The sequence below is a fragment of the Rhodococcus gannanensis genome (assembly GCF_042681175.1).
Lineage (GTDB): Bacteria > Actinomycetota > Actinomycetes > Mycobacteriales > Mycobacteriaceae > Rhodococcus_G > Rhodococcus_G gannanensis.
This window is the reverse complement of record NZ_JBHUFB010000020.1, coordinates 517,307-530,518: the sequence shown is the minus strand read 5'-3', so window position 1 is coordinate 530,518 and position 13,212 is coordinate 517,307. Positions and strand designations below refer to the sequence as shown.

Below are 13,212 nucleotides of genomic sequence, written 5' to 3'. Positions count from 1 at the left end.
CATGAATGCAGTCAGCAACGTCGCTGAACTGGACGCCGCGCTGTCGCCGACCGACCGTGTCGCGCGGGCCTACCGTCGCATCGCCGAGGCCGACCGGCCCGAGGTGTGGATCCTGCTGCGCAGCGAAGCCGACGTCCTCGCCGACGCGCGCGCCGTCGAGGACCGCCTCGCGGCAGGCGAGAACCTGCCGCTGGCGGGCCTGCTCCTCGCGGTGAAGGACAACGTCGACGTCGCCGGCCTCCCGACGACCGCGGGGTGTCCCGAGTTCGCGTACCCGGCGACGGAGACGGCGAGCGGTGTGGCCCGGCTGATCGAGCAGGGCGCGGTCGTGTTGGGCAAGACCAACCTCGACCAGTTCGCGACCGGTCTGGTCGGCACCCGCAGCCCGTACGGCGCAGTCCGCGGATCCTGGGATCCCGAGCGGGTGTCCGGGGGCTCGAGCTCCGGCTCCGCGGTCGCCGTCGCGCTCGGCATCGCCGACATCGGCATCGGCACCGACACCGCCGGGTCGGGCCGGGTGCCCGCCGCGTTCGCGGGCATCGTCGGGCTCAAGCTGTCGCTCGGCGTGATCCCCACCCACGGTGTCGTCCCGGCGTGCGTCGACTACGACTGCCTCACCGTGTTCGCCGACGACCTCGACGCCGCCGTCGCGGCGGCGCGGGTGATGACCGGACCGGACCCGCGGGACCCGCGCAGCCGTCCGTGGCCGACCGACGTCCGGCTCGCCGCGCCGGCCGCGCCGGTGGTCGCGGTGCCACGCCCCGAGGACCTTGAGGACGTGTGCCCCGAGTACCGGGCCGCGTTCGACGCGACCGTCGCCGACTTGGAGGCCACCGGCGTCACGACCCGGATCGTCGACATCTCCGGCCTGCTCGACGCGGCCAAGCTGCTGTACGACGGCGCCGTCGTCGCCGAGCGGTACGCCGCGGTCGGGGAGTTCCTCGAATCCTCTCCCGCCGGAGCGGATCCCACCGTCGCGGCGATCGTCGCCGGGGCGAAGGCGCCGCTCGCTCACGAGCTGGTGTCGAACCTCGACGCGCTGGCTCGGGCGAAGTCCGCGGCGGCGATCACCCTCGACGGCTGCGACGCACTGTTGCTGCCGACCACCACCGAGCACCCGACGATCGCGGCGGTGCAGGCGGACCCGATCGGCATCAACCGGCGGATGGGCACCTTCACCAACTTCTGCAACCTGCTGGACATGGCGTCGGTCGCGGTCCCGGGCAGCCCGACGTCGGATGGCCACCCGTTCGGCGTCATGTTCGTGGTCCCCGCGTTCGCGGACCAGGTCGCGGTCGATCTCGGTGCCCGGCTCGGCGGCGTGGACGCCCCGCTGCTGGTCGACGCGGGGGTGGACCTGGCGGTGTTCGGTGCGCACCTGCGTGGTCAGGCGCTGAACTTCCAGCTGCAGGACCTCGGCGCCCGCTACGTGGAGACCGTCCACACCACCGACGCCTACCGGCTGTACGCGCTGGACACCGTCCCGCCGAAGCCGGGCCTGGTGCGTCGCGGTCCCGGGCGCGGGGCGCCGATCGTCGGTGAGGTGTTCCGGGTCTCCGCCGCGGGACTGGGGTTGTTCCTCGCGGCGCTGCCCGCGCCGATGGCGCTGACGAGCGTTGAACTGTCGGACGGGCGCACCGTCGTCGGGTTCGGCTGCACCCACGACGCCGTCGACGGCGCCACCGACATCACCGAACACGGCGGCTGGCTGGCCTACCTCAACCCCTGACCCGCCGCACCCTCCCATTGGCTGAAGGTGGTGTTCGTGCGCTCAGATCGCACGAACGCCACCTTCAGCCGCTCCGGGGTGGAGCCCCCGTTCCGGCTGAAAGTGGCGTTCGCCTCGTTCAGCGGCATGAACGGCGCTTTCAGCCGCACCGCTGTCAGTGCATGCCGACGGCGCCCTCGGCCGGCATGTCGGCCTTCCGTGCCCGGACGAGGGCGAGGACGATCGGGCAGACGACGGCCAGGAGCGCCGCCGCCCAGAGGAACACGTCCGTGTAGCCGGCGACCTCGACGGCGAACGGGTGCGCGTCCGGGTTCGTGCCGGCGAACGACGACTTCGCGGACACGTAGATCGTCGTGAACAGCGCAGTACCCAGGGCTCCGCCGATCTGCATCGTCGCGTTGACGAGCGCGCTTGCGGCACCGGCATCGTGGTCCTCGACCCCGACGAGTGCGATGTTCTGCGCGGGGACGAGCACCAGGCCCAGGCCCAGGCCCAGGACGATCAGACCGGGTAGGACCGCCGCCACGTAGGAGCTGCCGACGTCGATCCGGGTGAGGAGGATCAGACCCAGCGCCGCGACGACCGGACCGATCGTCATCGGTACCTTCGGCCCGACGCGGGTCATCAGCTGGGCGGCGATGCCGGCGGCGACGGTGATCGCGGCCGTCAGCGGTAGCGACGCCGCTCCGGAGACGAACGGGCTCATGCCGAGCACGATCTGCAGGTAGAAGGTCAGGTACAGCGTTCCGCCGATCAGTGCGGCGCCGACCATCATCGAGCCGACGAGTCCCGGTGCGCGGTTGCGGTCCCACGGGACGTACAGCGGCAGCAGCGGATGCGACGACCGCTGCTCGACGACGACGAAGGCGGCCAGCGCAAGAAGCCCGACGACGATGAACGAGATCGTCTCCGTCGATGCCCAGCCGTGCTTCTCGGCCTGGGTGAACCCGAACACGAGCCCGCCGAGTCCGATCGCGACGAGGATCGTGCCGGGCACGTCGTAGCGAGTATCGCCGTGCGCCTTGCTCTCTCGCACGATCGGTGCCGTCACCGCGAGCGCGAACAGCGCGACGGGGATGTTCACGAGCAGACACCACCGCCAGTCCACGTACTGCGTCAGGAAGCCGCCGAGCAACAGGCCCACGGCCGCGCCGCCACCGGAGATGGCGCCGTACACCGCGAATGCCCTTGCCCGCTCGGCGCCTTCGCGGAACGTCGTGGTCAGGATCGCGAGTGCGGCGGGGGCGAGCAGCGCGGCGAACACACCCTGACCGGCGCGAGCGGCGAACAGTTGGAGGCCGTTCTGGGCGAGACCGCCGACGGCGGACGCGACCGCGAACCCGACCATGCCGACCATGAAGGAGCGCTTGCGGCCCCAGAAGTCGGCGATGCGCCCGCCGAGCAGGAGCAGGGCGCCGAACGCGAGCGCGTAGGCGGTGACGGCCCAGTGGCGGTCGCCGTCGCTGATGCCGAGGGTCGCCTGGGCCTGGGGGAGGGCGATCGAGACGATCGTCGCGTCGAGGACGACGGTCAGCTGCGCCAGCGCGACGATGCACAGCACCAGCCAGCGGCGCTCGTGGTTGGGATTGTCGCTCGACGTGTACGGGCGTGAGGTGTCCTGAACCTCAACGGTCATGGTGGGATTTCCTGCCGATCGGGGGCACGGACGAGTGTCGCGGCCGAAAGAGGCCACGCTAGCCGGATCGCGGTCCCCTTCGTAAGCGGAGGACGGATCGTCGTCGGCAACCTCACACCGGCTTGATTTACCCGGTACGGCGTGAGCACTGTGTGTCTCGTCGTCCGAGTATCTCGCGGTACAGGTCGCTGCCCCGACGAATCCGGGTCGACATCAACGCACCGCGGTTCCGGCGCGGTTTCTGCATGTCGTCCCAACCGGATGTGGTGATCCGACTCTGCGGTGACGGCACGCTCAGGACGGGACGTCGATCCGCGCACGCAGTCCCTCGGCGAAGGCCTGCGCCGCGCGCAGATCGCCGGCGTCCGGGCGACCCTTCCTGATGCCCCCGACGACCTTGAACGGCAGGTAGGTGTCGAACGCACGGCACGAGAAGGTGTCGATGACGGTCCGGCCACGCTCCTCGAGCAGTCGTGTGAGGGCGCGGGTGTATCCGGGGAACTGCGGTTCGGGAAGACCACTGGTGGAGAACACGAACGCCGATCCCGCGGGCTGCTGCGGTAGCATCCGCACGAATTCGCGCAGGTCAGGATGGAACGACATGCGGAATATGCCGGAGCCGAAACCTACGAGATCATGGCCGGACACGGCGGCGGGATCGACCTGGTCGGGTGTCAGGACTGGTGCCGCGAGCACCTCGCCCATGGCTTCCGCGATCTTCCTGGTGTTTCCGTGCGAGACGGAAGTGCACACGATGAGCGCTTTCATGGTGCTCCTGTTCGGGTCAGGGTCTTCACGTTCGTGATGTGACCGAGTTTGTCGGGATTGCGAACGGCGTAGAGAGAGCGGATGAGGCCGCCGTCGATGTCGAACACAAGTACGGAGTCGACACGCCCGTCGTTCGTGAACAACACGGCAGGAAGTGCATTGCACGTCGTCAGGCTGACGCCGAATCCGGCCATCGACTTACGGGCCAGGCCGATGACGTACGTCGCGACGCGTTCGGCGCCGACGACAGGTATTCGTGCCGCGGTGACCTTGCCTCCGCCGTCGGTGATCTCGACGACGCCCGGAGCCATCAGGCTCATCAGCTGCCTCACGTCGCCGGTCGCGGCAGCGTGGAGGAACTGCACGACGATCGCCGAGCTCGTCTCGGGGTCGGGCACGAAGCGTGGACGCCGGGCATGGACGTGGTTGCGGGCACGGTGCGCGATCTGTCGGACGGCACCTGCGCTCTTGCCGACCATCTCGGCGATTTCCCGGTGGGAGTAGCCGAACACCTCGTCGAGCACGAAGACGGCCCGCTCGTGGGGTTTGAGGGTTTCGAGCACGAGCAACATCGCGATCGACACGGACTCGGCGAGGACGGCGTCGTCCGCAGCATCGGGTGCGGTGGACACGGGTTCGGGCAGCCAGTTGCCGATGTAGTCCTCGCGCCGTCGCTGCGCGCCGCGCAGGTGGTTGAGGGCCAGTCGGGTGACGACCTGGACAAGGTAGGCGCGCGGATGTTCGACGGTGGTCGGATCGACGTCCTGCCAGCGCAGGTAGCTGTCCTGGACGACGTCCTCGGCGTCGGCGGCGCTCCCGAGGATCTCGTACGCGACGGTGAACAGCAGCGCCCGGTTCTCGGCGAAGACCTGTGCCGTCGTCACGGCGTCACCCGGTGTTCCTCGGCCGTGAGACGTGGTGGTCCCGGCATCCACCGGTAGTGGCGCGGTGCCCGGCTGATCAGCATGACGGTCGAGCGGCACACAGCCTCCTTGATCGTCGCGGCGGCGCGGCCGCGGATCGCGGGCAGGCATGGACGGTCGTCGCGGCCGGTGGGCTGGATCAGGCCGTGACTCCGGCCCAGACTCACAGCCTGCCCGACGTAACCGACCGACAACGCCCGCGGAGTTCTGTCGTCCAGCAGTGCGATCAGCGTATCCGCGCCGTGCGCTCCTGTCGGGATTGCGGACTGGCAGCTCATCCGAACGTGCCCGGCCACCGTTGCAGGTGGTGCGGTGGCGTCGCCGACGCCCACGATGCGCGGATTCCCGACGCACACGAGGGTTTCGTCGGTGAGCAACCTGCCCTGGACGTCGACGGGGAGTTCGCTGCGGCGGGCGAGATCGGGAACGGTGAACGAGCCCGCCCAGATCGTGCAGTCCGCTCCGATCGCACTTGCGCCCGCCACAGAAACGCCGTCGGAATGGACCTCGGTCACCGTCAGTCCGTCGTGCACCGCGACGTCGAGGCTGGTGAGCGTGCGTTCGACGACGCGACGGCCTGCGGCAGGAACGGTGGCCGCCAATCTGTTTGTCACCAGATGTGTCCGCAGGTAGGGGAACCGTTCGGCGATCTCCGCAGTCGTCTCGATTCCGGTGAGGCCGCCGCCGACGACGAGCACTCGCGCACCGGCCGGCAATGCGCGCAGGCGTGTGGCGAGCCGCGCGGCGGCGTCGAGTCGGCCCACGGCGTCCGCCCCGACGCCGGTGGGCGCTGCTCCACTACCCGCCGCGTACACCAGGAAGTCGAACGACATCGAGCTGCCGTCGTCCAGGGCTACGGACCTCTCCCCGATCGACTCCACGGCCGCGACGCGGAGCCGGACGCTGGGGTGCAGGACCTCGGTCAACGGGCGCGTGGCGGTACCGGTTCCTGCCAGGTGCTGATGCAGGCGGATCCGTTCGACGAACTCGCGGTGCGGGTTGATCACCGTCACCACGACACCGTCGATTCCGGCTGCCGCGACGCGGTTGGACGCCATCGCACCGGCATATCCCGCACCAACCACGACAACGTGCGTCATCTCGATCACCTTTCGCTCGGCCCGTGTACCTGTGGACACCGACCGGCTCGAAGATGTGACACACGGGTCCGGGTGGCCTGCCTCGGGTGTCCGGTGTGGAGATGCTGGATCACCATGGGCACACGCATCGGCGCACGGTGCGTTCCCTGGTCTGCCGGGCGAAGACCACTGGCCAGGTAGAGTCAGCCACCTGTGGACCGGCGTAGATGCTGCGTAGAAGGTGTGGCGCGGCTCAGCCACGGTCGGGGTGGAACTGCTGTGGCCGGCGGGTGGATCAGCGAGTGGAGTCGTACTTCTTCTGGTCGCTGCGGATTTCCGCGATCTGGTTCTCGATCGTCTCGGCGATCGCGCGCATGTGTCCGGCGACCTCCTCACCGCGCGCGGTGAGGCTGTACTCGACCTTCGGTGGGATGGTCGCCTGGACGTCGCGGTGCACGAATCCGTCCCGCTCGAGTTGGTGCAGGGTCTGCGACAGCATCCGTTCGCTGACGCCGTCGACGCGCCTGCGCAGCGCGGCGAACCGGTGCGGTTCGTCGAGGAGAGCGACGAGCGCGAGCGTTCCCCAGCGGCTCATCACCGACTGCAGCACCGGGCGGGACAGACAGTCGCGAGCGAACACGTCGGCCGCCAACGTCTCGACGTTGTCGGATTCCTGCTGGTCAGCCGTGCTCATGACATCCAGGGTACTACCGTCTCTGCCGTAAGCGCTGACTGGATAGTTGGCACTTACGAAAAGTAAGTGCATGATGGATCGTGATGCGGCGAACCGTCGCGCTCCATCCGATCGAGGAGAAATCATGACCATCGCCGTCACCGGAGCCACCGGACAGCTCGGCCGGCTCACCGTCGATGCGCTGCTCGCGCGCGGCGCACAGCCCGCCGAGGTCGTCGCGATCGTCCGCGATGCCGACAAGGCAGCCGACATCGCCGCGCGCGGGGTGCAGGTCCGCGTCGCCGACTACGGCGACCGGGCCGCTCTCGACGCCGCGCTCGCCGGAGTCGACCGGCTGCTGCTGATCTCGAGCAGCGAGGTCGGGCAGCGTCTCCCACAGCACACGAACGTCATCGCCGCCGCCACTACTGCCGGCGTCGGATTCGTCGCGTACACGTCCCTGCTCGACGCGCAGTCCAGCCCGCTGTCGCTGGCTCCCGAGCATCGGGAGACCGAGAACCTGCTCGCCGGGTCCGGTCTCGCGCACGCGTTCCTGCGCAACGGCTGGTACTGGGAGAACTACACCACCGACCTGGCCGGAACGGTCCAGCGTGGCGTCCTCGCCGGTGCCGCCGGTGACGGACGGGTCGCGGGCGCCTCCCGGCGCGACTTCGCCGAGGCCGCGGCCGAGGTCCTGCTCGGTGATGGACACGAGGGCCGGGTGTACGAACTCGGCGGCGACGAGCGCCTCACGCTCACCGAACTCGCAGCCCGGATCTCTGATGCGAGCGGCAAGACCGTTGTCTACCAGAACCTCTCGGTCGAGCAGTATGCGGCGGCGCTCGAATCGGCGGGGATGCCTGCCGTTTACGTGCAGATGCTCGCGAGTTCCGACGCGGGTATCGAGATCGGAGCCCTCGACACGGACAGCGGCCACCTGCAGAAGCTGATCGGTCGTCCGTCCACCCCCGTCGTCGACGTCCTCCGCGCTGCCCTGTAGCCCGCGCCCACTGGCTGAACGTGGCGTTCGTGCCGTCAGACCGAACGAACGCCACGTTCAGCCGGGGGCGGCGGCAGCGGGGCCGGTGTGGCTGAACGGCACATTCGTCTCGTCAGGCCGAACGAACGCCACGTTCAGCCGGGGGCGGCGGGGGTCAGGCGAAGGTGTCGCGCTCGATGCGGAGGGTGCCGATGGTGGTGGCGAGCATGTCGTACTGGCCGACCAGGAGGACGAACTCGATCATCCCGCGGTCGTTCAGGTGCTTCGCCAGCGCGGACCAGGCGGCGTCGCTCAGGTCCTTGCCGGTGATCAGTTCGTCGACCGCTGCCAGCATGGCGCGGTGTCGGTCGCTCCAGCCGTCGGCCTCCGCGCCGATGAGGGCCCTGGCCAGGATCTCCGGCGTGACGCCCGCGCGGCGGCTGAGCCGGATGTGGTGGTCCATCTCGTAGTCGCAGCCGCGCAGGTGCGCGACCCGGAGGATCACGAGTTCGGTCTCGTGACGGGAGATCCGGCCGCCCGGCATGAGCACGGTCGCCGCGAAGTGCAGCCAGCCGCGGTACGTGCCACCGGCCCGCCCGAGGGTGCTGAACAACTGGGCGTCGGGGGTGCGCGACACCAGCGAGACCACCCGCCACACCGTCCAGTTCACGGGGCCGAGTCGCCGTAGCCGGCCGGGCGGGATGCGGGGTGTCATGAGGTCGGTTCCTTTCGGCCGGTCAGGGTTGTGGTGAACCGGGCCCTCTCGGTCCGCGCGATCGCGAGGGCCGCGGCCATCGTCGGCTGTGGGCGCAGGTCGACGATCCGTTGCGCGGGCGCGCGCAGGTGCATCACGCCACCCACCCAGGCCGGTGCGTAGATCCTCCTGCGGCGCAACGCGATCCCCTTCTCCAGCGCCGCGACTGCGGTCTCGGTGGGCGAGAGCGACGTGAACATGCCCGACCACCGGATCTTGTCCGCGGCGGCGCTGTCGAACCCGATGCTCACCATCTCGGTGTCGATCTCGCCGAGGTATCCGACGCCGACGCGGGTGCCGAGGTGCCGCATCTCCACCCGTAGCGTGTTGGCGAGGGCCTCGGTCGCCGCGGAGGTGGCACTGTACGCGCCGAGCAGCGGCAGCGACACACCCGCCGCGCCGGACGCGACCACGAGCGCATACCCGTTCGAATGCCCCAGGTGCTCACCGGCGATCCGCAGCGTGTGATAGGTGCCCATGAGGTTCACCTCGACCGTCTGCCGCATGACCTCCGGATCTCCCCCGACCATCGGCAGCTGCGCACCGACCCCCGCGTTCGCGACCACCACGTCCAGTCCGCCGAGCCCGTCGACCAGCTCGCCGACCGCGGACTCGAGGGCGTCCGGGTCGCGCACGTCGCAGTGCCGCCACGGGGCACGGCCGCACGTCACGGCGACCTGTTCGAGCAGTTCCGGGTCCAGTCCGAGTAGTGCGACCCGGGCACCGCGGCGGTGCAGGCGTGTGGCGAGTGCGGCACCGATGCCGCGCGCCGCGCCGGTGACGAGCACCCGGCGTCCGGCCAGGAGTTCGTCGAGCTGGCGTGCCATGGTGTCCCCCCGATGTCGGCGTCGTACGCAAAATAACAGGCATCTCCGACGCGCGAGGCGACTCCGCGTCGCGGCTGCCGGTAAATCGGTGGGGCCGTCGGTAGGGTGGGGAGCCTGTCTGCCAGGAGGGAGCCGATGGCGCTGCTGTCCCTGCTGCCGCCGGCGCGGAACCCTGTGGTCTTCACGCCGAGCGGGGTCGACTCGACCGTTCCTGTGACCGTCACGTGGGACACCGGCACGCTCGCGTCGGGTCGGCTGACTCTCCGGGTCGACGGGGGCGCGGAGTCCGTGTGCGGATTCGGGCGGACGGGATCGGCGGTCTCGACGGTGACCCTCAACCAGACCCAGACCTTCACACTGCGCTCCGCCCTGGGGCAGGTGCTCGCCACGCTGGTCCTCACCACCGCCCTCGAATCGGCGGCCGTCCCCGTGACGCCGAGCGAGCGGATCCGGATGAGTCGGGTCACGGTTCACCGTGACTCGATCCACTTGCGTTGGCGCACAGCACTGCCGATCTCCTGCTGGGCGGAGGCAACCGCGCCCGGGGAGCGGGCCCGGTTCGCCTGGACCGACCCCGGTTCCGTACACGAGGTGCGCTTCGATCGGCCCGGCGCCGACTGCACGCTGCGCATCGCGACGGAAGGCGCCGCGGCCCGATACGTGGGCACGGTCCGCGCGGGGACCGGTGAGTGGGTGGCCGACCCGGCGGAGTACCGCGCCCTGCACCTGCGGACCCGGACCGACGCGACGTCGTCCGGTGTTCCGGTCGCGAGTCACGTCGACGTCGACACCCCGGCCGGGCCGGTCACGGTGCGACAGTGGCCCGACGGTTCGCTCGCGGTCCAGGGCGACCGAGAGTCCACCCCGCTCGGTGGACCGTTCCGGGACGGCGTGCTCGCCTGCGTCGGCGCGGACGGACTGGTGGTCGTGGCGACGACCGCGGCCGGGGACCTCGTGGCCTGCGGGGCGCGCCCCGGCGCTCCCGCCGAGTGGGTTCCGCTGGGACAGCACGACCCTCGGTCGGTGGCGGCGGTGCCCACGCCGGACGGGGTGCACGTGCTGGTCGTCGGCGCCGACGGGACGCTGCGTCACCGCGTGTTCGACGGCGCGCCCGACGGGACCTGGGAGTCGCTGGAACCCGGCGTCGCCGCCGTCAGCGCGGTCGGTCACCCCTTACACGGCGTCGCGGTCGTGGCGGTCACGGGGACCGGGGCGGTCCGGCACCGGCGCCGAGATCTCGCCGGGGGCTGGGACGAGTGGGTGTGCCTCGGATCGGTGCCGGAGGCCGTCTGCGTCGCGTACCTGGAGGACCCAGACACCCTCGCCCTGACAGCCGTCGACCCGGACGATGCCGTGCAGGTGCTCGCCTGGACCGGCTATCCGGCGTCGTCGGGCCGCCGGACGTGGATGCCTGCGGGCACCCTGACCTCGGTCGAGGCGGTCACGACTCCGCGATCTGATACGGAGAGACGGAACTGCGGTGCTCGTTGATGTCGAGTTCCTTGCCGAGCGGCGGAAACGCCCGCTGCGGGCAGTTCGTCCGCTCGCACACCCGGCAGCCTGAGCCGATGGGCGTTGCGGCGGCGTCGGATCCGATGTTGAGGCCGTCCGCGTAGACGGTGCGGTGGGCGTGCCGTAGCTCGCAGCCGAGGCCGATCGCGAAGGTCTTGCCCGGCTGGCCGTACCGGGCCGCCCGACGCTCGACGGTGCGTGCGACCCACAGGTAGTTGCGACCGTCCGGCATCTGCGCGATCTGCGTCATCAGCTTGCCCGGATACGCGAACGTCTCGTACACGTTCCACAGCGGGCAGGTGCCGCCGCTGGACGAGAAGTGGAAACCGGTGGCGGACTGCCGTTTCGACATGTTCCCGGCCCGGTCGACGCGGACGAACGAGAACGGCACCCCGCGCAGCTTGGGTCGTTGCAGGGTGGACAGGCGATGGCAGATCGTCTCGTACGACTGGGAGAAGAACGCCGAGAGCCGCTCGACGTCGTAGCGGAAGTCCTCTGCCACATCGTGGAACTGCCCGTAGGGGAGCACGGTCGCGGCCGCGAAGTAGTTCGCCAGGCCCAGCTTCGCAAGGGACCGGGAGGAATCGGAGGTGAAGCTGCCCTCGTCGACGAGTTTCTCGATGAGGTCGCCGTATTCGAGGTAGGCGAGTTCGGCGGCGTACTTGAAGACCCGCTGCCCACCCGAGAGGTGAGGCGAGATCTCCAGCACCCGCTGGTCCGGGTCGTATCGGTGCAGGACCCCTTCGCCGAGGTCGATACGCTGCACGATCTGGACGTCGTGGACGTTCTGCAGCCGTTTCGCGATCTCGCCGGCGACGTCGCCCCGGTGGAACCGCATCCGGGCGGTGAGATCCTCCGCGGCCGTGTCGAGTTCGTGCAGGTAGTTCTGGCGTTGGTAGAAGTAGTCGCGTACCTCTTCGTGCGGCATCGTGATGGAGCCGGATCCGCTGCCGTCGCTGTACCGGTCCTCCGTCGCCGCGGCCAGCTGCGCGGTGGTGTTGCGGTAGCGGCGGTGCATGTTGACGACCGCGCGGGCGAGTGTCGGATGCGCGGACACCATCTCGGCGAGTTCCTGTGGGTCCGCCTCGAACCCGATCTCCTGGTCGAGGGCGACCTCCCGGAGCTCGGCGATGAGGCGGGTGTCGTCCTGGGAGGAGAAGAAGGACGTGTCGACGCCGAACATCTCGGTGATGCGGAGCAGGACCGGGACCGTGAGAGGCCGCGCGTCGTGCTCGATCTGGTTCAGATAGCTCGCCGAGATCTCGAGTGTCTTGGCCAGCGCGGCCTGGCTCATCCCGCGTTCGGTGCGCAGCTGCCGGAGGCGAGCCCCGACGAAGGTCTTGGCCATTGCACCAGGTTAGGCGCGTGCACCACACCTTCGCAATCAGGCCTTCGCACTCTTAGCTGCGCCGTCGAGGACGCGTCGGGTCAGGCCTGGCCGTCGACCGGAGGTGGGCAGTCGGTATCGGGCCACGGCACGGCCATGCAGTCGTCGAACGACGGGATGGGATCGCCCGAGGACTTCTCGATGAGCAGTTCGATGGTGTCGAGCAGGGCGCCGATACGCAGTTCGAACGGGGTGGCGCCGTTGTCGAACGCGCCGACGGTCCACAGCCTGGTCATCGTCGGGTACAGGCTCGGCTGGAAGGTGTTCTGCCAGAAGTCGGTCTGCGCCGCCCAGTAGGTCTCGTAATCGGTGCCCTGACTGCGCTGGTCGGCGTCCTCGGCGGCGGCGGACCGGGCGAACCCGGACACGGTCTGGTTGACGATCGCGATCGTCTCGACGACCTGGCCCGCGGTGAGTCCGGTGTCGACGAGGATCCGGAAGCCCGCCTCGTCCGCATCGAACACATTCGGAGCCAGTGGCATTCGCCAGCTGTTGATCGAGGTCAGCCAGGGGTGCGCGCGCAGCAGCGAGAAGTAGCCGTGGGCGTACGCCTCCAGTGCGGGACGCCATGCGAGATCGCGGTCGGGGAGGGCGAAGTCCGCGTAGGCGCGGTCGACCATCGCATCGACGAGGTGGTCGCGGCTGGGGACGTGAGAGTAGAGCGTCATCGCTCCGACTCCGAGCGCCCGGGCCACCGACCGCATCGACACCGCGTCGATTCCGTGTTCGTCGGCGACACCGACGGCGGCGTCCACCACCTGCCCTCGGTTCACGCGGGCGGGCCGGCCGCGGGTGGACGGCGGGGCCGGCTCCTCCCACAGTCGGGCGAAGCGCTGGTTGTCCGCCGCGGGCGTCTCGGGGGTCGAGTCGGTCATCGGGTGTTTGGCGCGGATACTCCCTCGCTCACGGAGAGAGGAAGCGCCGTCCTCCCTTCTGTCGGTGGTC

The 13,212-nt window shown here is 69.9% G+C and carries 12 protein-coding genes; 3 read left to right on the top strand and 9 right to left on the bottom strand.

Annotated elements, in window-relative coordinates; all coding sequences use genetic code 11:
- Position 1: 1 nt before the first annotated feature.
- Positions 2-1,729: an allophanate hydrolase gene (gene atzF / locus ACFSJG_RS23230; RefSeq protein WP_378487586.1), complete on the top strand. Its 1,728-nt coding sequence runs from the start codon at positions 2-4 to the stop codon at positions 1,727-1,729.
- A gap of 154 nt (positions 1,730-1,883) precedes the next feature.
- Here atzF and ACFSJG_RS23225 read toward each other — a convergent pair whose 3' ends face one another.
- The 5 genes from ACFSJG_RS23225 to ACFSJG_RS23205 all read right to left on the bottom strand — a co-directional run bounded on the left by ACFSJG_RS23225 (position 1,884) and on the right by ACFSJG_RS23205 (position 6,829).
- On the bottom strand, positions 1,884-3,365 hold the full coding sequence (locus tag ACFSJG_RS23225; RefSeq protein ID WP_378487585.1) for an MFS transporter: 1,482 nt from the start codon (positions 3,363-3,365) through the stop codon (positions 1,884-1,886).
- Between the two features lie 294 nt (positions 3,366-3,659).
- On the bottom strand, positions 3,660-4,133 hold the full coding sequence (locus ACFSJG_RS23220; RefSeq protein WP_378487584.1) for a flavodoxin family protein: 474 nt from the start codon (positions 4,131-4,133) through the stop codon (positions 3,660-3,662).
- Complete coding sequence (locus ACFSJG_RS23215; RefSeq protein ID WP_378487583.1) at positions 4,130-5,017, bottom strand: RNA polymerase sigma-70 factor; 888 nt, start codon at positions 5,015-5,017, stop codon at positions 4,130-4,132. Before ACFSJG_RS23215 ends, ACFSJG_RS23220 begins: the two co-directional genes overlap by 4 nt.
- The gene (locus ACFSJG_RS23210; RefSeq protein ID WP_378487582.1) at positions 5,014-6,156 is read right to left on the bottom strand and encodes an NAD(P)/FAD-dependent oxidoreductase; all 1,143 of its coding nucleotides are present in this window, start codon (positions 6,154-6,156) and stop codon (positions 5,014-5,016) included. Before ACFSJG_RS23210 ends, ACFSJG_RS23215 begins: the two co-directional genes overlap by 4 nt.
- Positions 6,157-6,430: 274 nt before the next feature.
- On the bottom strand, positions 6,431-6,829 hold the full coding sequence (locus ACFSJG_RS23205) for a winged helix-turn-helix transcriptional regulator (RefSeq protein WP_378487581.1): 399 nt from the start codon (positions 6,827-6,829) through the stop codon (positions 6,431-6,433).
- Between the two features lie 124 nt (positions 6,830-6,953).
- Here ACFSJG_RS23205 and ACFSJG_RS23200 point away from each other — a divergent pair, with 124 nt between their 5' ends.
- Positions 6,954-7,808, top strand: coding sequence for an SDR family oxidoreductase (locus ACFSJG_RS23200; RefSeq protein WP_378487580.1), 855 nt, complete (start codon positions 6,954-6,956; stop codon positions 7,806-7,808).
- A 154-nt stretch (positions 7,809-7,962) separates the two neighbouring features.
- On the opposite strand, the gene ACFSJG_RS23195 is transcribed toward ACFSJG_RS23200, so the two are convergent.
- Together ACFSJG_RS23195 and ACFSJG_RS23190 are read right to left on the bottom strand one after the other, a co-directional pair.
- On the bottom strand, positions 7,963-8,502 hold the full coding sequence (locus tag ACFSJG_RS23195; RefSeq protein WP_378487579.1) for a carboxymuconolactone decarboxylase family protein: 540 nt from the start codon (positions 8,500-8,502) through the stop codon (positions 7,963-7,965).
- Positions 8,499-9,368 carry an SDR family NAD(P)-dependent oxidoreductase gene (locus ACFSJG_RS23190; protein WP_378487578.1) on the bottom strand — a complete coding sequence of 290 codons (870 nt, stop codon included), beginning with the start codon at positions 9,366-9,368 and terminating at the stop codon, positions 8,499-8,501. Before ACFSJG_RS23190 ends, ACFSJG_RS23195 begins: the two co-directional genes overlap by 4 nt.
- A 135-nt stretch (positions 9,369-9,503) precedes the next feature.
- Between ACFSJG_RS23190 and ACFSJG_RS23185 the strand changes: the two genes are divergently transcribed.
- Positions 9,504-10,859 (top strand): hypothetical protein, encoded by a 1,356-nt coding sequence (locus ACFSJG_RS23185; RefSeq protein WP_378487577.1) that lies wholly within the window; start codon positions 9,504-9,506, stop codon positions 10,857-10,859.
- Here ACFSJG_RS23185 and ramB read toward each other — a convergent pair.
- Together ramB and ACFSJG_RS23175 are read right to left on the bottom strand one after the other, a co-directional pair.
- Complete coding sequence (gene ramB / locus ACFSJG_RS23180) at positions 10,810-12,228, bottom strand: acetate metabolism transcriptional regulator RamB (RefSeq protein WP_378487576.1); 1,419 nt, start codon at positions 12,226-12,228, stop codon at positions 10,810-10,812. The genes ACFSJG_RS23185 and ramB overlap by 50 nt on opposite strands.
- 80 nt (positions 12,229-12,308) lie before the next feature.
- Positions 12,309-13,142, bottom strand: coding sequence for a TetR/AcrR family transcriptional regulator (locus ACFSJG_RS23175; protein WP_378487575.1), 834 nt, complete (start codon positions 13,140-13,142; stop codon positions 12,309-12,311).
- Between the last annotated feature and the right edge of the window lie 70 nt (positions 13,143-13,212).